Source organism: Rhodopirellula sp. SH410 (assembly GCF_055811895.1).
The window spans coordinates 1227995-1253918 of record NZ_CM147949.1; the positions used below are offsets into that span (position 1 = coordinate 1227995).

General features: G+C 56.9%; 14 protein-coding genes. 6 read left to right on the forward strand and 8 right to left on the reverse strand.

Translation table 11 applies throughout. The features are described from left to right. Positions 1-500: 500 nt before the first annotated feature. Positions 501-1865 (reverse strand): sigma-54-dependent transcriptional regulator, encoded by a 1365-nt coding sequence (locus SH410x_RS04775; protein ID WP_473675097.1) that lies wholly within the window; start codon positions 1863-1865, stop codon positions 501-503. Positions 1866-2347: 482 nt separating this feature from the next. Between SH410x_RS04775 and SH410x_RS04780 the strand changes: the two genes are divergently transcribed. Continuing rightward, complete coding sequence (locus SH410x_RS04780; protein WP_473675099.1) at positions 2348-3625, forward strand: hypothetical protein; 1278 nt, start codon at positions 2348-2350, stop codon at positions 3623-3625. A gap of 402 nt (positions 3626-4027) precedes the next feature. Further along, the gene (locus tag SH410x_RS04785) at positions 4028-4726 is read left to right on the forward strand and encodes a DUF1003 domain-containing protein (RefSeq protein WP_473675101.1); all 699 of its coding nucleotides are present in this window, start codon (positions 4028-4030) and stop codon (positions 4724-4726) included. Between the two features lie 109 nt (positions 4727-4835). On the opposite strand, the gene SH410x_RS04790 is transcribed toward SH410x_RS04785, so the two are convergent. Together SH410x_RS04790 and SH410x_RS04795 are read right to left on the reverse strand one after the other, a co-directional pair. Continuing rightward, a complete protein-coding gene (locus SH410x_RS04790) occupies positions 4836-5600 on the reverse strand; it encodes a hypothetical protein (RefSeq protein ID WP_473675103.1) in 765 nt (254 codons plus the stop codon). A gap of 11 nt (positions 5601-5611) precedes the next feature. Further along, positions 5612-6769, reverse strand: coding sequence for a prenyltransferase/squalene oxidase repeat-containing protein (locus SH410x_RS04795; protein WP_473675105.1), 1158 nt, complete (start codon positions 6767-6769; stop codon positions 5612-5614). A gap of 162 nt (positions 6770-6931) precedes the next feature. On the opposite strand from SH410x_RS04795, the gene SH410x_RS04800 reads away from it, so the two are divergent. After that, positions 6932-7171, forward strand: coding sequence for a hypothetical protein (locus tag SH410x_RS04800; RefSeq protein WP_473675107.1), 240 nt, complete (start codon positions 6932-6934; stop codon positions 7169-7171). Positions 7172-7198: 27 nt separating this feature from the next. Here SH410x_RS04800 and SH410x_RS04805 read toward each other — a convergent pair whose 3' ends face one another. Then, the gene (locus tag SH410x_RS04805; protein WP_473675109.1) at positions 7199-8698 is read right to left on the reverse strand and encodes a DUF1501 domain-containing protein; all 1500 of its coding nucleotides are present in this window, start codon (positions 8696-8698) and stop codon (positions 7199-7201) included. A gap of 6 nt (positions 8699-8704) precedes the next feature. After that, the gene (locus SH410x_RS04810; protein WP_473675111.1) at positions 8705-11626 is read right to left on the reverse strand and encodes a PSD1 and planctomycete cytochrome C domain-containing protein; all 2922 of its coding nucleotides are present in this window, start codon (positions 11624-11626) and stop codon (positions 8705-8707) included. Between the two features lie 508 nt (positions 11627-12134). On the opposite strand from SH410x_RS04810, the gene SH410x_RS04815 reads away from it, so the two are divergent. Continuing rightward, positions 12135-14417, forward strand: coding sequence for an arylsulfatase (locus SH410x_RS04815; RefSeq protein WP_473675113.1), 2283 nt, complete (start codon positions 12135-12137; stop codon positions 14415-14417). A 278-nt stretch (positions 14418-14695) separates the two neighbouring features. Here SH410x_RS04815 and SH410x_RS04820 read toward each other — a convergent pair whose 3' ends face one another. Both SH410x_RS04820 and SH410x_RS04825 read right to left on the reverse strand, forming a co-directional pair. Continuing rightward, the gene (locus SH410x_RS04820; protein WP_473675115.1) at positions 14696-15217 is read right to left on the reverse strand and encodes a sigma-70 family RNA polymerase sigma factor; all 522 of its coding nucleotides are present in this window, start codon (positions 15215-15217) and stop codon (positions 14696-14698) included. 273 nt (positions 15218-15490) lie between these two features. Then, a complete protein-coding gene (locus tag SH410x_RS04825) occupies positions 15491-17605 on the reverse strand; it encodes an alpha/beta hydrolase family protein (protein ID WP_473675117.1) in 2115 nt (704 codons plus the stop codon). A gap of 309 nt (positions 17606-17914) precedes the next feature. Between SH410x_RS04825 and SH410x_RS04830 the strand changes: the two genes are divergently transcribed. Together SH410x_RS04830 and SH410x_RS04835 are read left to right on the forward strand one after the other, a co-directional pair. Next, on the forward strand, positions 17915-23662 hold the full coding sequence (locus SH410x_RS04830; protein ID WP_473675119.1) for a PVC-type heme-binding CxxCH protein: 5748 nt from the start codon (positions 17915-17917) through the stop codon (positions 23660-23662). Positions 23663-23919: 257 nt separating this feature from the next. After that, the gene (locus SH410x_RS04835) at positions 23920-24420 is read left to right on the forward strand and encodes a hypothetical protein (protein ID WP_473675121.1); all 501 of its coding nucleotides are present in this window, start codon (positions 23920-23922) and stop codon (positions 24418-24420) included. Here the strand turns inward: SH410x_RS04835 and SH410x_RS04840 are convergent. After that, positions 24417-25862: a Gfo/Idh/MocA family protein gene (locus SH410x_RS04840; protein ID WP_473675123.1), complete on the reverse strand. Its 1446-nt coding sequence runs from the start codon at positions 25860-25862 to the stop codon at positions 24417-24419. The genes SH410x_RS04835 and SH410x_RS04840 overlap by 4 nt on opposite strands. Between the last annotated feature and the right edge of the window lie 62 nt (positions 25863-25924).

Here is a 25924-nt window from a genome sequence, read left to right on the forward strand (position 1 = left end):
CACCAGGCGGCAAGGCGACAGACGCCCTGAGTATGCCGCGGGTGAACATGAATGGACACAGAAATAACGCCTACTGCTGACCGAATCCAAGCACGCGGTGCCCAAACAGTGGGCAGACGCAGTTAGAAAAGAGTGATGCTTAGGAAGGCGATGCATTCACTGGGCCAATTCGTTGCTCACTTCCTACGCAGCGACATCACGCGCTGATACGCGACGTACAGACGATGTTAAGGGGGTGATCAGCACCCAGGCGGCGTTGCTGTTTCTGGTTCGCCAGCGATTCAGTGCGGCGTCGTTCGCGTGCGTTTCGAGAACGCATGCCGACAATTCTCGCATTCACGCTGGGTTTTCGGGCAGTGTCACACACACACCATGCAAGGAGCACATTGTTGTTCGGGTGCGCCCAGACACGTCAGCGGCCGGGGGGCTCACGCTGCCCGATGCCGAACCGCATTGGGCTCACCCCTGCCGGTCGAGCTTCGACGGAATCAACAGTCGAACTAGATGGATTTCAATTTGCGGTAGATCGTTTTGCGATCGAGGCCGAGGATCCGGGCGGCCTGGCTCTGGTTGCCGCCCACGGCGTCCAAGACGTGGTGAATGTAACGGCGTTCGATCTCTTCCATCGGAACCAGTTCACTGGGGTCGAGGCCGCCAATGAAGAGTTCACCGCCCTGGAAGTTGCGGATTTTTTCGGGCAGGTCTTCCAAGGTGATCGTATCGTAACGCGTCAGCGCGACGGCACGCTCCATCACGTTTCGCAGTTCGCGGACGTTGCCCGGCCACGAGTAGCTGAGCAGTTTTTCCGCAACGCCCTCCCCGAATCCGGATACGGACTTGCGTTCACTGTCTGCGAATTTCGCTTCAAAATGCTCTGCCAAGCGTAGGATATCCGTGCCGCGGGCACGTAGCGGCGGTAGCTCGATGCCGATCACATTGATGCGGTAATAAAGATCTTCGCGGAAACGCCCCTCAGCAACCGCTGTTTCCAAATCGCGATTGGTCGCGGTCAACACCCGCACGTCAAATGGAAATTCTTTGTCACTGCCGACTGGACGAACCCGGCGCTCCTCCAAAGCTCGCAACAGTCGGACTTGCATCGACATGGGCATCTCACCCATTTCATCGAGCAGCAGCGTGCCGCCATCCGCTTCGAGGAAAAGCCCCTTGCGCTCCCCTCGCGCGTCAGTGAACGCACCTTTGACATGCCCGAACAGCTCACTTTCGAGCAAGGTTTCTGTTAATGCAGCACAATTTATGGCGACAAATGGTTTCTCCGCCCGCCGGCTGCGCGCATGAATCGAGCGTGCGACAAGCTCCTTTCCTGTGCCACTCTCGCCTGTGATCAGTACCGCAGCGTCGGACGCGGCGACTTGTTCGAGATGATCATAGAGCTTTCTCATCGTGGGACTTTGTCCGAGGATTTCTCCGAACGCGATCGCCGAGTCGCAAGTCGATTCGAGCAAGCGGACCTGTTCGGTCAGTCGGCGGTGCTCAATCGCGCGGTGCAGGGTGATCGAGAGCAGATCCATCTCGATCGGTTTGATGATGAAATCGTACGCGCCCGATCGCATGGCGCTGACGGCCGTTTCGAGAGTGCCAAACGCGGTCATCACGACGACCGGAATGTCAGGCCGTGTCTGCGAGAGTTGCTGGCAGAACTGCAGTCCCGTCGTCCCCGGCATGCGGACGTCGGTCAAGATCACGTCAAAATCGTGTTCGTGGATCGCCGCGAGCGCTTCCGTCGCGGATGTGTACCAGCGGCTGGGGACGCCACGCAGTCGCAAATCCGTTTCGATGAGCTCGCACATATTACGCTCGTCATCGACGATCATGATTTGTCGAGCGGTTGGTTTGCTGGTCATGGGGTTTCCGAACGAAAGTGTACTGCCGCGAGCCAGTGGATCCGCCCCGCGCTGGCTTGGTCGATCAACGGGGCTTTTCACGCGGGCCGCCGCTCCACTCGCCTTGGCAGCGACATGCACTGGATTGGGGAGAGGCTTGGATTCTAAAGGTGGCAGCCGTGGGGACCAATCCGGCAGGATCTGTCTGGGCGGAGCTGAACTGGCAGCCGCACGGTCCATGTCATTTGCGCCGGCAGCCCGTACGGTGGGTGGGGGCAGCGGGAGTGGACGTCGAGCCGTTGCGTATTGACATCGATATCTTGAAACTATACCATTAGGTGCATAACTTGCGTTTCGCTGGTCCCACGTCAGTGGCGGGCGTGATTGGGCACCCCGCTGATGCATGCCTACCGAATTTCCCACCTTCCCAGCACCACCGATCAACGAATTTCTCGTTCCGTCGCGAGTTTCGGTCCGGTGTCCAATACCACCGAGTGTCCATCATGAAATGCTCTCGAGCTTTCGCGTCATTGCTGATTTTGACTGTTATGGGGGCGACCGTCTCTGCTCAGTTCACTGCGGATATCGACATTGAAGAAGCGCCGTTTCGATACAGCGAAACGGCTGGTGAGAACCGTGTGACACGGCTCATGGACAAACTCAAGAAGAAAGAAATTACCCTCCAATACACCCGCGAACGAGGGTATTTGGAATCGCTGCTCGAAGCACTTGAAATTCCAGCGTCCTCACAAACGCTCGTGTTTTCGAAAACGAGCATGCAGGTTCGCTACATCTCGCGTCGCAACCCACGGGCAGTGTATTTCAACGACGACACCTATCTCGGTTGGGTCAACGGCAGTTCGTTGGTCGAGATCTCAACCGCGGATCCCAAACTCGGTGCCGCGTTCTATACCGTCGACATGGCGCCCTGGCGTGCGAAAGTGGAACGGCAGAACTATGACTGCTTGGCCTGCCACGCCACGTCGTTGACTCAAGGCATGCCCGGTCACACGGTGCGCAGCGTCATGCCTGCTTACGATGGCAGTCTGGACCCGCAGTTGGAGTCCTTCATCACCAGCGATACCAGCCCGCTTTCCCAGCGATGGGGCGGTTGGTACGTGACCGGCATCCATGGCGGCATGCGGCATATGGGCAATGCTTACATCCGATCAGGCAAGCTCGACACGAGCGAGACTGGCAACCGCATGAATCTTCGTGACGAATTCGACACGTCAAACTACCTTTCACCGTATAGCGACATCGTGGCGTTGATGGTGCTCGAGCATCAAACGCAGATGCACAACGCGATGGTACGCGCCAATTTTTTCGCCCGCAAGCTTGGGCACGATGCCGGCATGCTCGACGCCGACCAGATCGATCAGGCCGAAGCAGGGGCTCAACTCGAGATGATTGCCCGCGAAGTCGTTGACCGAATCCTGTTTCGCGACGAAGCGAAACTGACCGATGAAGTACGTGGATCGGTGGTGTTCGCCGATGACTTTCAATCTCGCGGGCCCCAGGATTCTCAAGGCCGCTCGCTGCGGGATTTTGATCTCCACTCACGCCTATTTCAGTACCCCTGCAGCTATCTGATTTACTCGGACGCGTTCGCTTCCTTGGAACCGAGTTTGCGAATCGAGATTGTCCGCCAACTCAAAGCGGTGCTAACAGGCCAGCAGGCCCGCCCAGCCGACGCCCACCTTTCGGCAGCCGATCGTACCAACATCCTCGAGATCTTGTCCGAAACGCATCCTGATTTCAAACCGACCTCGACGCAATGACGGGGCCCCGTCACAGCAATCATTCAGGGCTCATCCGCCGGAAGCGTACTTCGGTCTGAGGAGTGATGGTTAGATGAAGTTCCTGGAGATCGGGCGTCGGTTTCATTCAGTTGTATGGAAGCGGAGGGGTGTCGCCAGCGTGCATGCGGCATCATGGTGACGTGAGAACGCAAAAACACGTATGCCCAGCTGACAGGACGCTAGGTGCGGCAGGTCACACCAAACCGAATTCAATTGGATACATTGAGGAGATACTCTGACCCGATATCTGCTCCGATCCCGACCCTGCACGCCGCCACTGATCCAGATCAGATGTTCCGCTCCAAAAATTCAACTCGACTCGTTTAGCGTAAGAGGCAGTGGCTCGTCGTTGGGCAGTGTCATTTCTATCCAAGAACAACCATGAACAATCATCACAAGTCGACTTGCGGGGTCTGCGGCAAGCAATTTCCGATGTCGGAACTGACGCCGGGGCGATTCGTTCGACCGCTGATCGCCGATCGCATCACTGCCGAGCATCCCCAGTGGAGCGCCGATACCTACATCTGCCACAGCGACCTCAACCACTTTCGCAGCCTGTACGTCCAAAACGTGCTTGAACAGGAACGCGGAGAACTCTCAACACTCGAGAAAGACGTCATCGAGAGTTTGCGTGAGCACGATGTCATGACGCAAAATCTAAACGATCAAGTCGACGAGAGCATGACATTCGGTCAACATCTCGCGGACAAAGTTGCCAGCTTTGGTGGCAGTTGGACGTTCATTTCAATCTTCTCGACAGTCCTGGTCGCTTGGGTCATCATCAATTCGATCGCCCTGTCTAGCACGCCGTTCGATCCCTACCCATTCATCCTGTTGAACCTGGTGCTCTCATGCCTGGCCGCGATTCAGGCACCGATCATCATCATGAGCCAGAACCGACAGAATGAGAAAGACCGACTCAAGGCAGATAACGATTACCGGGTCAACTTGAAAGCGGAACTCGAAATCCGACACTTGCATTCCAAGCTGGACCTGCTGTTAACCCATCAATGGCAACGTTTGCTTGAGATTCAGCAAGTGCAGACCGACTTGCTAGAGGAACTGGGGGACAAGCGATGAGGTGGACAGAGGACGCCAGAGCGAAGGCACCGCTTTAGGGTGCCGGCCGACGGTGTCGAGTTGACCGCGACCCACGGGGCATCAACCGTCGCTGACGTCGTCCGGCCGGCTATGATCGGTACCGAACCAGGCTCCAGCCCTTGCCCAGGTTCGTGAATGATTCCAGGTCGTGCGGATCGCTGAGGCCACCGACGAAGGAAGCAGGATGACTGCCCGCAGGATGCCACTCCGCCCAGTCATCGTGCTCGGTGCCGCTGAGTTGCAGTTTAATCGCGCCAAGTGTGCTTCGCTCGATAGCGGAAATGCTTAACTGGTCGTTGGCCAGCGTCGGCGAGACGAGCAGAACAAGAACGGTGGGCCGTCCAAAAGGATACGCCATGAACGGGCCGACAGCTGGGATCTCGCCATCCCGAGCCGGCCAGTCATCACGCAGCGCTTCGGTAAAAACTTCGAGTTGATTGATTTGGAAACCCACTCGAATTCGCTGGCCTTGCCAAGCGAGCGCCGAATAGTTGGCGGCAATGCTGCACCACATCGCTACCACCAACGCGATCGCCAGTAGCGAGCGGATCGATCGTGATTGGGGGTTCCGCGCGGATCGAAATCGGTTGCCGATCAGCATGCAAAGTGTTGTCGCAGCGATGGACAGGATGCAGAGAATCAGGATCACTCGCACCTGTCCGACACCTTCCGCCGCATCGTAAAACCAAGCACCTGCAGAGACGGGGGGCATCCGCAGTGAACGGATTAGGGATTCAAAACGCAAGTCGATCATCGCCCAAATAACGATGCTGAAAAGCGTGATGAGATGAACCGTCCACAGCGAATGTGTCCGCATGTCCAATACCTTGCGTAAGCGATCGAGATGCTGCACGGGGCTACTCCCTATTTGCAATACGACAACGCCATCAAGGAGAATGCCGTTGCCAGATTCCGGTCGTTTTCAAACCAGCGTGAGTTTGAGTTCGCCCACGACCCATCTGCGTTTTGACGCTCAGCAAGCTCGGCAATCAGGTCGGCTTTCCAATCGTGCTCACCGCCCGCGGTATCGGTCAGCGTATGGATACCTGCCGCACTGAGTCCGGCGGCAAAGGTGTGGTAGTAATAGTACAGTCCCGCTGATCCCATCCCAGGATTATTTTCAACGTCATAGTGATCCTGGATCCATTGCAGCGCCGCTTTGACTCGCGGGTCGTCTTGGGTCAGCCCGGCGAAAATCATGCTTTTGAGTCCGGTGTACCCCATCGAGCCGTAACTGCGCAGACCACCGTCAGGCGTGTAGCGTTCATCGGAGGTGCTCGGATCGATTTTTGTCAGCGGAATCTCATAGTAAAATCCGCCATCGTCCACCTTCGCAGCAAACGCGGTATCGTTGTATTTCGAGTCGAGGTTCTGGCAACGTGATACGAACGCCAGGGCTCGCTGGATGGCTGGGTCTTCCGCTGGCACCTCGACCGCACGCAGAGCTTCAATCATGTAGCCCGTATTGGACAGGTCGGGACGCCCCGCACCCCCGTATCCGACGCCACCGTACCAAGGATCCGAAGGATCACGTGTTCCCTCGCCATATTGGATGCCTGTGACGAAGTTTTTGGCATTCTTCAAAATCTCATTGTACTTTCCCGATTCATTGGCCTCGGCAAAGCAGACCATCGCGACGCAGGTTTCGTAGTTCTTCAGGCGCCCGTTTCCATAGATCCCGCCGTCAGGCTTGACGAAGCCCGCGAGGGCTTTGAGTCCTTTGGCCACAACAGGATCATCGCTGGACCGCCCGTTCTTCATCGCCGCAGTCAGCGCCAGAGCGGTGACGCCCGGCCCCACTTGATCGGAGAACGTACCCGCTTCTGACTGTCCCTCCCCGGCGAGAAAGGCCAAACCCTTCGCGACTATCTGCTCCCGCTGAGTGTCCGCCTCGTTGGCCGCGGGCTTCTCCTGTGCAGCAAGACTGGGGGTGAATGTGAGTGACGGCACAGCGGCAACGGCGAGCGTAAGTGCGAGGACGAAAGAGCGTCGTCTGCAGTCGTGATTCGGGCGTTGATTCATGGGGAATTTGTCTCGGGAAACGTGTTCGCGAAATGGGGTGGCGGAAGTGAACGGGCACTTTGCTATGGAGAATGCAGTCCGCGTACCATCGGGGGTGCTCTCGAAGTGAATTCGAGACAATTTCCGAACCTCAGGGGTTTTCTCTCGCACCTGCACCACCCTTTGCGATCGATCGAACGCGGCTGGCGTGGCAATGATCCGAAAAATCGAACTGGACACGGCAGACGCGAGGTGGTTTTTCCGGCACTGCAGGCGGAACTTTCACCACCGATCACGGATGCACCTCACACCGAGGTGATTGACTTTGCTGTTTCCCAGCGAATTTCGCTTCTGCTCGAACTGCGATATCCAATGGGGGGGCGGCCGCAGTCCACCGCGGAAGGTTCGGTGGGGGCAGCGTGAGGTAGAACTCATCGGACGCGTGGGCGCTTATGCCAACAGTCCCTTGATCACCTTTCCGCCCTGGTTATCGAGAAGCGACATCGATCGGTTGTTGGACTCAAAGCTCAGACGTTCAGCATCCAAACCGAACAGATGGAGCAACGTTGCATGATAGTCAAAGTGATTGACCACATTTTCGACCGCTTTATGGCCCAGCTCATCGGTGGCTCCATAGACATGCCCTTTCTTAAACCCACCGCCCGCGACCCACATACTGAATCCATAGGTGTTATGGTCGCGGCCAACGCGTTTGGGCCCTGAGTCGTTCTCGATCACTGGTAGGCGGCCCATTTCACCACCCCAGTGCACGACGGTGGAATCAAGCATGCCACGTTGCTTCAGGTCTTTAACAAGTGCGGCCGACGGGATGTCTACTTTCTTGCACGCCGAGGGCAACCCGCTGGCGATACTGCCATGGTGGTCCCATCGCTGGTTTTCAGTGAAGACCTGTGCGAACCGGACGCCTCGTTCGATCAACCGACGGGCGATCAAGCATCGTGCTCCAAACTCTTTGGTCGCAGGATCATCCAGGCCGTACAGGGTCAAGGTCGCTTTGGTCTCGGAGCTAAAATCGACCGCTTCCTTCGCAGCGAGCTGCATTTTTGCAGCCAGTTCATAGCTGGCAATTCGAGCCTCGAGGTCCTGATACCCTTGACGCTCGGCGAGATGCTGCCGGTTCAGCTGTTCCAGGAAACTGAGGGCTTCTTTCTGGGCCACACCTTTTAGATGGGCCGGCGGATCAAGGTTCAAAATCCGTGGTTCCTTGGGCCGGATGACCGTCCCCTGATAAACGGAGGGCAAGAAACCGTTGGTCCAGTTTTCGACACCCATGACGGGCAGTTGACCGGGATCGATCAACGCAACGTAGGCGGGCAGGTTGTCCGTTTCGCATCCCAACCCGTACGTCAGCCAGCTTCCCACGGTAGGGCGGCCGGACAGGATGCGGCCGTTCTGCAATGCTTGAATCGACTGGCCGTGATTGTTAACCCCGGTGTGCATGGACCGAATCATCGTGATCTCATCGACAACTCCTGCCAGTCCGGGCAGCAGTTCCGACAGTTCCATCCCACACTCGCCGTGCTTGCTGAACTTCCACGGCGAAGCCATCAGTTTGGAGGTTGCTTCGGCGGCGTTGTCGTATTTAATATCGCCTTCAAAGTTCTTGCCATCCATTTTTTGAAGTTCAGGCTTGGGATCGAACAGATCCAAATGGCTTGGGCCTCCCTGCATCCAAAGCGAAATCATCGCCTTGGCAGTTGGCTGAAAGTGGGGCTTCTTCGGTTTGACGTCGTAAGACTTCGGTTCCAATTCCGGACGAAGGAACGGATCCTTCACCGGCGTTTCCGCTTTCAATCTTTCGTTCTGCAACAGCGTTGCGAGAGCGAACCCCGCCAAACTCATCGCCCCAGAAGCCATGACGTGCCGACGTGAGGAGGCAGAAGGTCCACTGCGGTGCGACCACTGCTCGCTGGACTGTTGATGTTCCATAGCTTTTTAATCTACGTATAGGAAACGGTTTGAACCGAAAAGCGTCTGACAGAAACTGGCGATTGCCAAACGTTGAGGAGTCTGCGTCTGGTCCGCTTTTGCAATCGCCGCCGCTTCCGCCGAATCGGTCAGGTGCTGTTCCTGTTGGTCAATAAACGCGACAGCCATATCGATCTGCTCCTCACTTGGAGACTCGCACAGCGCCAGTTCCCAACCAAGTTTCACCTGAGCTCTGCGATCCTCACCCGCTTCTTCGGCAAGCCGGCCAGCAAAATCGCTTGAGCGTTTCAGTAAAAACTCGCTATTCATCAATAGCAACGACTGCGGCGCCACGGTCGATGCCGGTCGGCTTTCGCAATTCGGCGACATTTTGGGAGCGTCAAAAGTATCCAGCAATCCGAGCGGTCGGCTTCGGCGCACTTGAATGTAAACAGATCGCCTCAAGTCTTCCCCCTGCATGTCAATCACTGCACCGGGGCGACCTGCACTCAGGTTTTCCTTGCCCACGACAATTTGTCCAACACGGTCGGCCATGACAGGGACAGGAGGGCCGAATCGTTTCGCATTCAATCGACCGCTAACCGCCAAAACACTATCTCGCAACGTTTCAGCTTCTAGACGTCGAATCGACATTCCACTGAGCAAGCGATTCTCCGGATCGTTTCCGTCGGGCGGGATGGTTCGCAGTGACTGCCGATAGGCCGTCGACGTCATGATCAATTTATGCAACCCCTTCAGGCTCCATTGATTCGCCATGAAATAAGTCGCCAGCCAATCAAGCAACTCGGGATGTGAGGGGCGATCTCCCAACATCCCGAAATCACTTGGGGTCCTGACGATCCCTTTGCCGAAATGGTGCATCCAAAACCGATTGACTAAAACCCTTGCAAGGAGTGGATGTTCGCCGCTTGTCAGGTATTGGGCATAAGCCAGACGGCGACCGGTTGTGGGTAGTTTTTCATCGTCGAGAGGAATTTTAACGGGCTTGTCTGCAGCCGGGATCGACAGCACGGCGGGCTGGATTTCCTGTCGTGGGTTGCGATGATCGCCCCGGGCAAACAGAAACGTTTCGGGGACTTTCGCAGGGATCTCGGTTAGCGCACGGACGAACTGTTCCTCCGGCTTTGTGGCTCGAATTGCACTCGCACGGCTCTTGATCTCCGCCAGTTGCGGAGCGCGTTCTTGGGTTTGATCGACTTTTGCTTTGAAAGCCGCCCATTCCGCAGCAGCCGCTGCATCGTGGTTCGCCAGATTCTCCACGGTGACCACGAGTTCGGGATGTTCCGCAATCAGGTCTTTCTGTGGTGTTGTCCGCTTGTCCACGTCGACCCGCAGAGCGGCTGCGAACGGTTTGGCCACATCCTCTGGGAGTGAGGCGAGCGCCTTCTCCTGAGCGGCGGCAAGTAACGTTTGAGTCTTTTCGGCGAAGGCCTTCTTCAGCGTCGCCAGTTTGCCGCGGAGCTCTCGGTCGTACAGGTACAAAGACGAAGCCGAGATTTTCAGGATTTTTGGATACTTCTTCAAGTACGAAATCTGCTCGTCGGTGCGTTCTTTGACTGGAGTCTGGTAGGACAGGCGAACCGCATCGTGGAGCTCTTCGGGGACATGATGGACCAACTGATCCTCGAGAGTTTCGGCGATCAATTCCGCCGCACGTTGGTTGTATTCGACGTCGACCACCTTCGCTTGGGCTTCAATTTCCGCAGCCGTTTTGCGATCGGCATCGTTGTAGAGCGATACCAACCGGGCACTGGGGGCTCTCCAGTTTTTCCAGTCATAGGCGGGCTCGAAAATCGCTCGGACTTGAAAGTAGTCAGTATGCGGGATTGGGTCATAGCGATGGTTGTGGCACTGTGCGCAGCTGAGCGTTAAACCCAACAGCGAACTTCCCACCACATGCAGGGCATCGGCCATCACCTGGTTTTGAGCGAGAGGCAGTTCCTCGCCACGAACTTTCCCCGTCCCATCGGGAACCATCCGCAGGAACCCGGTGGCAATCAGCTTTGCCGTTTCTTCGGTCGACAGATTCTTCTTGGGATAGCCAATCATTTCATCGCCCGCCAATTGCTCGCGGACGAAGCGATCCAATGGCATGTCATCGCTGAACGCCGAAATGACGTAATCGCGATAACGGTATGCATGGGGACGAACCGGGTCATCATCGGTGTACCCTTCGGAATCTGCATAGCCGACAACGTCCAACCAGTGCCGGCCCCAACGCTCCCCGTACCCCGGTGAATCCAGCAAGCGGTCAATCAAATTTTCGACCGCCTGTGGGTCGGTATCGGCAACAAAGTCGTCCACTTCGGCGGGAGTGGGCGGCAGGCCGGTCAGGTCTAAGGTGGCGCGCCGGATGAAGGTCGGACGTTCCGCATCGGGCGAGAACCCCATCTCCTCTTCTTCCAAACGGCGCAGCAGAAACGCATCGATGGGATTTCGGACGCGATCCTGCTGAGCCACTTCGGGAACCTCAGGATTTTGAATCGGTCGGAAGGACCAGAACTCGCGTTGTTCAGGAGGAACGTAGACTCCATCGGGAATCGACTCTGGCTCAGGCCGTAGCGTGTTCGCGCCCGATGCAACCCAGCGACGCAGGACATCAACCTCCTCCGCTGTCAACTTCACGTCTCCCGGCGGCATGTCTTGCGAAGCAGTCCGCTCAATGAGCGGACTTTCGTCGGGGCGACCGGCGACCACTCCGGGCCCGCTGTCGCCACCTACAACGATGAATCGACTCAAACGGAGATCTAATTCGCCACCGGTCTCGTCCCCTTCGCCATGGCACTCAAGACAATGAGCTTTTAGGATAGGGCGTACGTCTTCTTCAAACGAAACGCTGTCGGAGACCGCGTGCTGGTCGGAATCTGCCCATAAGGGAAGTGACAAACCGAATAGAAACACTGCGGTTAAAATGGAGTGGGATCGCATCAACGAACTCCTGTCGCATGTTGAGATCACAGGCGGGGGGGGTGAGCGGATTTACCGCTGGCGGGACATTCAGTGTAACAGGAATTCAACCCCAGTGTCGAATGCATCCGGCATTCGAGAGAGCTGAGAGTGCTTCCCCATCCTCCCAGTTTCGCAAGGATCGATGATCACATTTTTGAGTCATAACGATGGATCCGTTCGGGGCGTTGCAACGATTGTCGATTCAGCAGAACCAGCAACCTCGCAGGGCATCGACGTAGGCGTTCGGCAACTCCGTGCGGTGCGAAGCCCACGCGGTTAAACTGAAGGACCTGATGCCAGAAACGAAACTGTGGCTGCGAATCGAGTTCACAGGCTTGCCGCCCAGGAATCGACATCGATTTAGCCGCCCGTGGCCCCCCGCTCTTTTTAGACGCAGGATGCATCCGCGGCGGGCCATCATTGTGATGGATACCCCGTAGACCTCAGAGTTCAAACCACATTCACCATCCGAAATTTCCGATTCAACATGCTCAACTTGTTTTCCAAAATGCGGGCCGATGGTCACGCGGTCAGCGGTTGCCGCCCAACATTCCCGCGTCAGCTGCGACGCCGAATAACGGCGCTCGCCATTCCTGCCGTGGCGGTCCTCGTCGCACAAACGCTGCAGGCAACACCGCTGAAAGCCGAGGCCGCCGATCGTCCCAACATCATCTATATCATGGCTGATGACATGGGCTACTCCGACATCGGTTGTTATGGAAGTGAAATTGAGACCCCGAACCTTGATGCCCTGGCTGAGGACGGAATTCGATTTACCCAGTTCTACAACACAGCACGCTGTTGCCCGACTCGAGCCAGCCTTCTGACCGGCCTATACCCGCACCAAGCGGGCATCGGACACATGATGGAAGACCGCGGTTTCGATGGTTACCGAGGCGAGCTGAACCGGCACTGCGTGACGATCCCCGAGGCGCTCAAGTCGGCGGGCTATCGTTCCTACATGGCGGGGAAATGGCACGTTACCCAAACGGTCGCTCCCTCATCGCCCGCCGAGAAACAAAACTGGCCCTTGCAGCGCGGGTTTGACCAGTTTTACGGCACGATCCATGGTGCCGGCAGTTTCTTTGATCCCAATACGCTGACCCGCGGGAACGAATTCATCTCGCCGTTTGCGGATCCCGAATACACGGCTGCTGACCGCGAAGACGAAACTTATTATTACACGAACGCCATCGCCGATCATGCGGCGGGTTATGTCCGTGAGCACTCTTCCCAATCGAACCCCGAACCGTTTTTCTTGTATGTTTCCTTCACTGCGGCGCACTGGCCGATGCACGCATTGGAAAAGGATATCGAAAAGTACAAAGGCAAATATGACGCGGGCTATGCTGCGGTTCGCAACGCGCGTTATCAGCGAATGATCGAATTGGGAGTGATCGACGAAGACAGCACCGTCAATTGGGCGATTCCTGCGGACTGGCAGAACGAGAAAGAATGGGAGTGGGACAAGCGCAATATGGAGGTCTACGCGGCCATGATCGATAGCATGGATCGTGGAATCGGACGGATCGTCGCTGCCCTTGAAGAGACCGGTCAATTAGAGAACACGATGATCTGCTTCTTCCAAGACAACGGCGGCTGTGCAGAAAACTATGGGCGAGGGGGGCAGGGAGGACCGCGTGCGAAAACGCCTTCTCTTCCGGCACTTCCCGACGAGTGGATTCAACCGGACATGACCCCCCAGCAATCACGCGAGGGATTCCCAACGCGTACCGGCGTCGGTAGCCTCGCAGGACCAGCCGACACAGCGATCGGCTACGGCAAAGTCTGGGCGACCGTATCCAATACCCCGTTTCGCGAATACAAACACTGGGTCCACGAAGGCGGAATCTCGACACCTTTGATTGTCCATTGGCCCCGCAAAATCAATCGCCCTGGTTCTTTAGAGAACACCCCCAGCCACCTGGTGGACTTAATGGCGACGGCGATCGATGTTGCAGAGGGCACCTACCCCAAAACCTTCCATAACCAGAACACGATTAAGCCGCTTCAAGGAAAGAGCTTGGTCCCGCTGTTCACCGGTGGGAGTATCCAACGCGAGGCCATCTACTGGGAACATGAAGGCAACCGGGCCGTACGCAAAGGGGATTTTAAATTGGTTGCCAAAGGGACAAAAGGAGAATGGGAACTGTACAACATCGCAAAGGACCGAAGTGAGCAAAATAACCTGAGTGAACAGAACCCGGACCTGGTGAAAGAACTGGCCGATCTGTGGCAACAGTACGCAGAGCGATCCGACGTGTTGCCGTTGTCTCCGGCAAGGCCGGGAGGACATGCGCAAGCATTGAACCGCAAGCAGATGCATTTTCAGCTGAAAGGAGAACAGACGCTGCCATCGTCCTCTGCTCCGTTCCTCCCGAACCGCACCCTGCACGTCAAAGCGGTTGCCGATATCCAAGGCGATGGCTCCATCATCGCTCAAGGGGGATCGTCGCACGGATGGGGAATCTATGTTCAAAACGGCGAGGTGCACCTGGTGGTGACACGATCCGGAAAACGCAATCTCCTGGCCAGTGAAATCAAACCCAAAGGGAAGACAACGATCGAAGCCGAGCTCCCGAAAAAAGGGCCGCTTCGTCTTCGAATCAATGGGCAGAACGTCCCGACAAACATGCGTCCGGGCAGCCTAAGCGAACAACCGCAAGACGGACTTCAGGTCGGCCAGGATACCGGTGGCGCCGTCGGCAACTACGAGACACCGTTTCCCTTTTCCGGAACGATCGATTCCGTACAAATCGATCTCAAGTAAGGCGGTAAGGGGCACGTGGATCAGGTAATCGTTACTCCTGCGCGAGACGCGTGGAGAATGAAACGAATCGCGTCGCACTTGGCGATCCCCCCAGGGTTTATCGATCACGAATGAATAACCCGAGTCGCTACGTTCGCCAGAACGAGGATTCCACCGTTTTGGCGACGGTAGCTACTTTTGATTCAACGCGTTTTATTGTCTCGCTGTCGCTATCGATCGAAATCGATCGCATGCCAGATTTCTGGAATCGGTAGATTTCTAAACCTGGGAATCAATGCTCATGAAACGCTCGCCTCCAGCGACTTGCGTTCAATGCAGTCTCTGAGATGATCCCGAACTCGCTGCAGTGCTTTGGCGACTGAATTTGGCGTCATGTCAGCTCGAGAGGCGATCGCCGCTGGCTTCATATCGTCCCGGTACCGCAGCCCAATCAACTGTTTCGCACGGCCATCCAGGGAGCCAAGGCAGTCCTGCAGGAAATCGAGTGCCCGTGAGCGTTCTTGTGCTTCTTCGTGAAATGCGACCGCAAGGCAAGCAACCGCGTCGTCGTCAAACACCAGCGGATCTCGCCCCCGACGCCGCAAATACAGCCCTACCTGCCGCCGCGCGATACCGATCGCCCAGGGGATGAATGGCGAATTGGAATCATAGGAATCAAAGGATTCGATGACGGCGACCGCGACGTTCTGCAGAACATCGTCACGATCGCGGAAATCACGGACCACCGACGCAATGAACGCCGAGACGGCTGGCTGGGCCAATGTCCATTGTCGGGTCGCTTGTCGGGTTGTCTCGTCCACAAAATTCTCCACAAAAAGATGCCTCACATGGTTACTTATCCGAGTGAACTCTTTTATGACCGACTATTCCCGCATTTTGAGGAAAATTCGGCTCATTCGCCCGAAGCGACTTCGGTCTGATGAGCCAAAGTTCCCGTTCGATGCCAATAACCCCGCCGCTCGCCGCTAGGTCAGCGAGTCTACCGGGAACGCCCCCTTTGGATCCCTCCACGCGATGCTTGAAGGGATCGAGAAAGGGTTTCGACGAGATGGTCAAGAAACCGGACGAACACGCTACTGGTTGAGCGCATTAATCAGGAAATCGCTCGCAGCTTGTTCCGCCTCGTTGCCCGATGCAATCTGCAGAGCCGATGTGGCGCTGGTGGTGCTGTAGCCGGACTGAGCCGAATCGAATAGCAATTTGCGGCGATCCTCGGAGAGATCCTTGTTGTTGCCGTCAACAGGACTGACGCACATCAGGGGGCGAGGTGCACACAGTGCCGCCAGTTGGGGAACGTCTGCTACTTTGAGAATATTCGGAGCGTAGACCCACAACGGTTGCGGCAATGGATCAGCGATCGCATCGGCAAAGCTGCCGAGGGTCCGCTCGGTGACCACTGCGTCGATCTCATCGGACAGGGCTGCCGCCAGCAGAGCAACCAACCCGCTACTGCCACGTCCATACACAGCAACTTTCCCAAAGCCTTCCTGGTCCGAAAGCGTGCGGGCCGCGATGATCACATCCCAAGCCTGTTGAGCCAGCAGGGGGCGACCCAGCACGATCGCGTCACTGGCACATTGATTGGCATCGACCACCCCTTCTCCGATCCCCCGCACATCGAGAGCCAGGACGGCGATCGGCTGTTCGAGCAATCGGCGAACCGTTTCCGATTTCATCGCCGCCTGCTTCCCCTCCGAGTCTAAAACGATCACCAACGGCAACGGTGTTTGGGAACTCTCGGGTTGGATCAACAGAGCGGGTACTTCCAACTCACGCTCGGTGCGAATGGTAAGACGCTTAATCGTGTGACCGTCCCAGTCGAACGTTCCGTGCTCTTCGGCGGGTGAGGTGACCTGCAGCGGCTTACCGCCCAGGGTCTCCCAAAGCTGTTCGCGTAGGTTTTCTGACCAGGCCGCGTAACCGGCCGAGTCGCTCGGTACGCTCGGATACCCAGACACCAGTCGGTTCGCTTCCTCGCGAACCAGGTCGACGTAGCTCTTGGCATCGGACGGGAATTTACCGTCTTTGAAAACTTGAAGGTCTTCCGACTTTTTGTCTTCCAGCACAATTTCGGGTTCACTAACGGGCGAACCATCGCCACGTCCCTGCAGAAAACGATTGAACCATCCATAACCAGCTTCCCGCAGTGGTTTCGACCAACCATGGCCGGCTGGGACATCTCGCAGCGCCACGTGGTCAGCTGAATCGTAGAGAGCATAGATCTGTTCGGCGCGGCGAATCGTATCGCGAGTTCCGGCAATCGGGAAAATGGGGTCCTTTTGACCGTTGCCAGCAAGGAAAGGACGTGGTGCGGCAAGCCCCACGAACTGAAACTGCTCCATGTTGCGGGCGATACCCGGCAGATGGTTGCAAATGCAATGATTGCCGCCATCCTTGATCCATGCTTCGTAGGAGCACAGGCAGCAGAACGACGCTCCGGCAGCGAATCGACTATCGATCGGCATCGCGTACATCGTATTCAGCCCACCACCAGAGTTGCCAGCGATTCCGATCCGCTTCGGATCGACCTCTGGGCGAGTCTGCAGATAGTCCAACGACCGGATGCTGTCCCAGAGCATGTAACGCAAATTGGTGTGTCCGACGAGCAACGCGGGGTAACTGACTTGGTGCGAGTACCCGGGCAAATTTCGTTCGCCTTGTCCTATCGGATCATACGCCAGCACGACGTAACCTTGCCGAACCAATCCGATCTGCGCAGTCCGGTAGAGATCGTAATTTTTGCCGTCTTCCATGGAATGCCCTGCAGTCACCACGATTGCAGGCAGCGGTCCCTCCACGTCCGTTGGAACATACAAATTCGCCGTCACGTAGAAACCGGGGAAGCTCTCAAAGACGACATTCTCGATCGTATAACCGTCCCGTTCTACCCGCCCTGTCACCCGGGCGTTCAGTGGCGTTTTAGCGGGCCGCGGTGACAAACCAATCGCTTCGTCCAACTTAGCGGCGAGCGATCCTTTCGCCTTCTCCCAGTCCTCTAGCCCCACTGGATTCGCGTGTTGACGACTGGCTTCGACGTTGGCATCGATGTTGTAACGCAAAGCGTTGGCGCTGCTCGGCAACCCACCGGGATACACCTTCCACGGATCAGGTTCCGCCGCGAGCGATGCGTTCAGAATGATTGCGGAGGTCAGGATTGCCAACGGAAACGGAGTGCGAGACAAGTTCATGTTGATTTTCTCGGAAGGTGGGATGCGGGGCGGGGTTGAGAGGCGGGGTTGAGAGGCGGGGGGCGAATTCGTATCGGAATCAAAGCATAACATTGCCATCTCCAACATGCGAACAAACGCTGCATCCCAATCAAGTTTCTCAGTTGGGCGAAAGCACATCCGATCAAGTCGTTCCGTTGGGGACTCAGGCGAGATGGTGTTGCCGTGCGTCCCTCCCCTCCTCGCCATAGGTTACACTCGATCCCCCACCCGCTGTGCGACAGTCCTACCGCCAGCCAAACCTTAACCATCGATAGTGCTTCAACGCTCATGAAAATTCTATTTTCCACGTTGTTGATATGGCTGGTATGCCCCATCAGCTTGGCCTCTGCTGACGACACATTGCGTGCCGGAGCGTCGTCCGTTGACATTTCGCCTCGCGCGCTTCCTGCCATCCGCAATGGAGGGTTCCTGCAGGCTACCGACACGCGGGTCGCCGATCCATTGCACGCGAGGTGTTTAGTGCTGTCCGATGGCGATGAAACGATCGCGATCACGATTGTCGATTCGTGCATGTTGCCCACTGACATCTGCGATGCGATCAAGTCGAGAGTGACGAAACAAATAGACTTGCCCGCCAATCGGATCCTGATCAGTGCCACCCACACGCATTCCGCTCCCTCGGCAATGGCGTATTGCTTGGGCACCAGTCGCGATGAAGCCTATGTCGAATACGTCGTGCCACGAGTCGCTGAAGCCATCGTTTCGGCGCATGGGAAATTGCAACCGGCGAAGATTGGTTGGACGGCCGTTGACGCCCATGAGCAAACCAATTGCCGTCGCTGGATCACCCGCAGCGACCGCATGGGGACGGATCCCTTTGGTCAGCAAAACGTCCGCGCCATGATGCATCCCGGCTATTTGAATCCAGCGTATGTCAGTCCCGCGGGCCCGATTGATCCGCAACTTTCCTTGCTGAGCGTGGTGGCTGCCGCGGATGACGCTCCGCTGTGCTTGCTGGCCAATTACTCGATGCACTACTTCGGTCAGGGTTCCGGATTTTCGGCCGACTACTTCGGCGAAGTCGCTGGCTTGCTGGAATCGCGAATCGCCGAGACCGCCGACGCGTCGCCTGGTCACTTCGTGGGCATCCTATCGCAAGGCACCAGCGGCGATTTGCACTGGATGGACTATGGCAAGCCGCAACAACGCATCGACCGCACGGAGTACGCGAAAGCGATTGCTGAAACAGCGTTGAAGGCTTGGGGAGAGATCGAACATCGATCGGATCTGACCATCGCGATGGCCGAATCGCGAATGAAGCTAAGAAGACGAGTCCCCGACGCCGAACGACTCGCCTGGGCCAAGCCGATCAACGAGCAACGTGGTGATGCACCGCCCAAAGACCGATCAGAAGTTTACGCCCAGCAGGCGGAATGGATTCATGAAAACCAGGAAACCGAGGTGGTGTTGCAAGCCCTGCGGATCGGCGATCTGGGCATCACCGCACTGCCCAACGAAGTGTACGGAATCACGGGCCTGAAACTGAAACAACAGAGCCCCCTGGTAAGTACCTTCAACATGGAACTTGCCAATGGCGCCGAAGGTTACATTCCGCCACCGGAACAGCATCGTCTGGGGGGATACACGACTTGGCCGGCGCGAACCGCCGGTCTCGAAGTCGAAGCGGAGCCGAAGATCGTCGAACGGGTTTTAACGTTACTGGAGTCCGTATCGGGAAAACCGCGACGAGCCCTGATCGATCCGTCGAATGCGTATTCCCAGACAGTGATGAAAGCCCAGCCCGCTGCTTATTGGCGACTGGGCGACATGGTCGCTGACCAGGCTGTCGACGCGACCGGCAATCACCCTGCGCAGTTCGACGGTGGTGTGGCACTGTACCTGCAGGGACCCGACCTGCAGGTCGGGTCCCTGCAGGATTCCCCTGATACTGGAACGTGGGAATCCACCAATCGCTGCGTCTATTTTGCTGGCGGTTCGATGCAGGCAAACGTTGCCGATCTGCCTGCCAACTACAGTCTGTCGATGTGGTTTTGGAGCGGGTTGCCTGGCGGCAGTGAAAATCCGTCGGCAACTTTGTTTTCCCGTGGGTCTGGTGCGGGACAAGAGTCGTTGTCGATTGTCAGCACCCATGAGGGTTTGCCGGTGCTTGCCATTCGCAGCGGATCCGCTGAGCAGGAAGGCTCCGAGCAGCACGTGGGATCGACGCTCCTGGTGAGTCAGGCCTGGCATCACGTGACCTTGGTCCGCGATGCCGACGACGTCAGGATTTATTTAGACGGCAACGCCCAGCCGGAACTGCAAACGTCGTTGCGCTCGGCCGAGTCAGCGTCTGCCGAATTTTCGTTTGGCAATTTCGATGGCAAACTAGACGAAATCGCCTTGTTCGCGCGCCCGCTTTCGGTGAACGAGATGGTTGACGCCTATCGTGCCTCGAACATAAAAGCTCCCCAGACACAGGCGAAACCGGTCGTGCGCGGTGAAAAACCGTCGGACGCCGGAGCTCTCAAAGAGTACGCCGAGGCGGTTCGAAAATCGCAGCCAATTGCTTATTGGCGGCTACATGACAGTAACCGAAACGCCGCCAGTGACGAACAGGCAGCCCACGATGCGAAGTACGAACCGAGGTCAGGGCCCCGCAAACCAGGGACGTCGCAGGCAAATTTCTCGGGTGGCCGCATGCTGGCCAATGTCCCTCACTTGAAAAACCAATACAGCATCGAGTTCTGGCTTTGCAATCAACTGCCCCACACCAACCGTCCGGTCACTGGGTACCTGTTTACACGCGGCATCGACGGTGCCAATGGCGCCCCCGGTGATAGTCTGGCCATCGGCGGCACGTACTCATCGACGGGGCGGTTGCTGTTGTACAACGGCAACGAACGGGGCGAATTACTCAGCGGCGAAACCGTACTGGCAACCGATAGCTGGAACCACGTCGTGCTGATCCGTGACGCAAGCGAAGTGAAAGTTTTCTTAAACGGTGAACTTGAAATCAACGGCCAGCTAGCCAAAACCTACCCCGACGGCTGTCCCGAAATTCAAATCGGTGGCCGCAACGATAACTACGCAAATTTCCAGGGCATGATCGACGAGGTCTCGGTATACGATCGAACCCTTTCAGCCGACGAAGTGGGAGCTCACTTTGCCACTGCGGGCACAAAACCGATTGCCCAATTGAAAACGGAAACGCCGCAGGAATTCGAGCCCACAGCGGCCGAGGCCTCCCTTGAAAAGATTCACGTTCGAGATGGGTTCGAAGTCCAGTTGGTCGCCAGCGAACCGCTCGTGAAAGACCCCGTCGCCATTGACTGGGGACTCGACGGCAAGCTGTGGGTCGTTGAAATGGCGGACTATCCGCTGGGCATGGACGGGGAGGGCAAACCGGGAGGGCGCATTCGTGTGCTCGAAGACGATGACGGTGATGGCCGTTACGATTCGTCAACGCTGTTCGCCGATGGGCTTTCTTTTCCCAATGGGCTGCTGGTCTGGGGTGACGGCGTGCTGGTGACCGCCGCGCCCGAGATTCTGTATTTGGAAGACAGCACAGGCGATGGCAAGGCCGATATCCGCCGCAGCATGTTCAGCGGATTTCTAGAAGGCAATCAGCAGTTGCGAGTCAACGGATTGCGTTGGGGGCTGGACAACTGGGTTCACTGTGCCAGTGGCAGCCACCACTCGGGCTACGGAGAAGGCAATCAAATCACCTCGGTGCAGACGGGCCAGGCTCACCAGATTGGCAGCCGCGACTTTCGCATCCGGCCCGATCGCGGTGACATCGACCCGCAGAGTGGCCCCTCGCAATACGGTCGCAATCGTGACGACTGGGGAAACTGGTTTGGAGTGCAGAATAGTCTTCCGCTGTGGCACTATGTGCTGGCCGATCAAGATATTCGCCGCAACCCACACTTCGCTCCACCGGATCCCAAACAGCAGGTAGTAACGCCCAGCAACCCACCGGTCTACCCTGCGGCGCAGCTGCAAAAGCGTTTCCACAACTTTGACCAATCGGGCCGCTTCACATCCGCGTGCTCAGCGATCATCTATCGCGACAACGTGCTGTTCCCGCGTGCTGACAACCAACAACATGCGTTCACGTGCGAGCCGTTTCATAATTTAGTCCAACACAACATCATCACTGACGACGGAGTTAGTTTCACCTTTCACCGCGATCCGGCTGAGGCAGAATTCGATTTCTTCGCCAGTCAAGACCGTTGGTGCCGCCCCGTGATGGCTCGCACTGGGCCCGACGGGGCACTATGGATCGTGGACATGTATCGCTACATGATCGAACATCCGCAATGGCTGCCGCAAACCGGAAAAGACGAGCTGCGGCCCTACTACCGGCTGGGTGAAAATCGTGGCCGTATCTATCGCGTCGTGCCTACCGGCAAACCGCTTACCGCGTCCCGGATCGCCCCTTCGACCGCCGGCTTGCTGAGCGCTCTGTCAAGTTCCAACGGTTGGCAACGCGATGCGGCACAACAAAACTTGGTCCACCGAAAAGAGGCCGCCTCGATACCGCAGATCGAGTCGATTGCCATGGCGGGCGAAACGCCGCAGCAGCGGCTGCAAGCCCTCTGCACACTCGACGGCATGCAAACCCTCAGCACCGATATCTTGCAGTCGGCACTGCAAGATCCGCACGCCGGCGTTCGTCGTCAGGCCGTACGTCTGGCGGCTGAGCATACCGTCGACGTCCGGCGGCTGAAGCCGCTTGTCGAGGACCCCAACGCCAAAGTGCGACTACAACTGGCCGCGACGCTGGGTGCCTACGATGAGCCGCTGGCCGCACATTTACTGGCCCGCTTGGCGGTTGATTCAGCGGATGAAAATTACATCCTCGCGAACGTCATGAGCTCGCTGACCCAACGCAATATCGCGGCAGTACTGACGTCCACGATTGCGTTGTCGTCCGATGCGGCGGATTCTGCGGAACCTCAACGCCGTTTGCAACACCAGTTGTTCGGGCAGGTCGCGGCCCTCGGCGATGCAGCGGCTATCGGTCAGGTGATCATGCGAATCAGCGATCGTGCGAGCGGCCCGCTCGAGCCGTGGCAACTTTCCGGTCTGGCAGATCTGTTGGATGGACTCGCAAAACGAAACTGGCCGGTTACTCAGCTGACGACGGACCACCAACAACTGATCGACAAATCGATCGATCAGGCTCGCGCCTCCGTCTCCGCGACTTCCGAACGGCTGACGCCGCTGACCGCCGCTTCGCTACGACTGTTATTGCGGCAGGACGACGTGTATGCAGACGATATGCGGCGATTGTCGAAGTTATTGGTGCCACAGTCCGCAGTCGATCTGCAATTGGCTGTCGTCAATCGCTTGGCACTCCAGGACGATCCGCAGATCGCCGAGGTGATATTGGCAGGATGGCAGTCCTATGGCCCGTCATTGCGAGCGAGAGTGTTGGACGTGCTGGCGAGTCGTACACGATGGAGCAACGTGCTGCTAACAAGCGTTGTCGCGAGACAAGTTTCCAGTGGCGAAATCAGTCCCTCGATGCGAGAACGCCTGCTGGCAACGAAAGACGATGCGCTGCGAACGGCGTGGACGGAAGCCTTCACTGCGTCGACCAGCCCCGATCGCAAGCAGATTATCGAACACTACCAAGCTGCGTTGGCATTGACCGGCGATGTCGAACGCGGACGGAAAGTGTTCGCGACCAGTTGCGCGGCCTGTCACAGGTTTGACGACGTCGGCCACGACGTGGGCCCCAACCTGGCCTCGATCACCGACAAGAGACCAACCACCTTGCTGGCCAACATCATGGACCCCAGTGCCGAAGTGGAGGCCCGCTACTTGACCTATCTCGTCGTCACGGTCGATGGTCGTGTCCACAGCGGATTGTTAGCAACCGAAACCGGAAGCAGCATCACACTGTTATCCAACGAAGGAAAACACGAAACCATTCTGCGCACGGAGATCGAGGAATTGCGAGCGTCAGGAAAATCATTGATGCCTGAGGGGCTAGAAAAAGTTCTTACACCGCAAGCCGTCGCCGACCTGCTTGCCCTGCTAACTGCGAAACCAGAAACTCGCGATTAAGGCTGCGCTCGTGCTCCACGCTCCGGCGAGCGTAGCGACACAACAAAGTGCAGTTCCGAGGCACGGAAAACGGCAACAAGTTTAGCAACGCGGGATCAATAACTGGCGTAGTGGATCTTGTTAAAGATCCATCCAGAACAGGATCTTTAACAGACGCAACCGACAAAAGTCTCATGCTACCGGCTTCTTTCGTGGGCGAGATGCGTTGCCTTTTGCTGTCTGGATTTAGCTTTTTTCTTCGAGCGGTCGGTTAGTCAGTGAAAACCATTGAACTACCTACGCAGCAAAGACTTTTCGACCCGTTCGAGGGCGTCATCGGCCCCATGGGGCGAAAGATGATCGACAACGGATGGCAGGGCCTCCTTCGCGACGTGCTCTTGGAGCAGATGCCCATCGGGCTCGTCGGTGAGCATCTCAGTGACGATCAAGGACGACCAACCTTTGAGTTGCACGCGATCATCGCGCTCCTTTGGATCCGTGACTTTCAAGGTTGGACTGTCCCCCAGGCCCACGAAGCACTGCTGTTCCGAACCGACATCCAGTACGCACTGAACTTGGAGCCAAGCACCGAAGTCACTCAGCGAACCATTGAACGCTACATCGCTCGAATGCAAAGCAACGAGAAGATCAGTGAGGAGATCTTCGCAGGCGTTACCGACACCCTGCTGCAAAGCATGGAAGTCAAAGTCAAAAAACAGCGTCTCGATTCCACCCATGTGCTTAGAATACCCGTCACTTATTGTTCCTGGTATCCTTAACTGGTAAGAGGTGGCAATTGAAAGCCGGCCCTGTCGTTTCCGCTCAGCAGTTGGTTCGCCTCGGGACTGTCCACGAAGGTTTCCGTCGTTGCGTCAAACTGGAGCGTGGGACCGAGCCGATAGGACGCTTTCGACAAATCCAAGCCTGCGACGTTGGCCAGATGCCGTTTCATGTCGTTAAAGGATCCCGAAGCAAGCTGGTTGTCAGCAAGTTGCTGGGGCGGGTTGCTGAACGAAGCCTCCTCACCCAGACGATAAGAAATATTGCCCAGGTGCGCCACAGCAGCCGTTCGGTGCCCATCCAGAACATCCGAAGCGAGGTCTTGGCTTTTGCGGCTACGGACACAATCGATGAAGTTCTGAAAGTGGTCACGGGCGTAATCTTGCGGAAGTCCACTCAACGGAGCTCCCTCGATCACTTCTCCTGCCTTCTGCCCATGAAGATAGAACTTACCTTCTTTGATGACCCCTTCGTCGGTATGGAAATCGATGCTCATTTTCAATGGATCGTCGAAGTGTAGTCCGCGTTGTTGACACACCAATTTGGCATCGCCGAAATCATATAGCGTTAACTGGGTATTGGGGGTCTCTGCCTGATCTTCGTATCCGTAGCGACCTCCCAGGCTGACAACGGACTTGGGGTTGGCACTTGCGGGCATCGCCCAGCGAGCCATTTCAAATTCATGTGCACCCAGGTTTCCAATCTCCCCGTCGCCATAGTCCCACATCCAATGCCAGCGGTAGTGAACGAGATTGGTTCGATAGGGATTCAGCGGCGCCGGTCCGGTCCACAGGTCGTAGTCCAATTCACGCGGCGGTGTTACTGGGTTTTGAAAGCCAATGCTTTTGCGAGGGCGAAAGATTTGGATATTGGCGGTCTGGAGCTTGCCGTACTTGCCCTCTCGAATGTCGGTTGTATACGCCTGCCATTTGGGATCGGAACGCCACTGTGTGCCGTGTTGGACAATACGGTTATGCGTCTGGGCCGCTTCGACCATTCGACGACCTTCGGAAATATTGTGACTGCAAGGTTTCTCGACGTAGACATCCTTTCCGGCCTGACATGCCCAAATGGTCATCAATGCGTGCCAGTGATTGGGCGTCGCGATCGAAACCGCGTCGACCGATTGGTCATCGAGTACTTCGCGGATATCTTGCACACACTTTGGCTTTTTCCCTGTGAGCCGTTCCACTGCGGCACTTCGCGAGGCGAATAGCCGGCTGTCGGGATCGACCAGATGGGTGATTTCCACATTCTTCATCTCGCCGAAAACGCCCATGTGGACTTGCCCACGGCCATTGATTCCGGCGACGGCGACGCGAACCCGGTCGTTCGCGCCGATGACTTGACCAGACGATTTGGTACCGGAAATCGTTGCTGAGGCAGCAATGCCGCTTGCCGTTACCTGTTTTAAAAACGTACGGCGAGTCGGTCGATTCATGATTGATCACTTGAAGGTTTGGTGGGTTTCTGGATTCGATCAGGACGTGTTTGGCAGCTTCG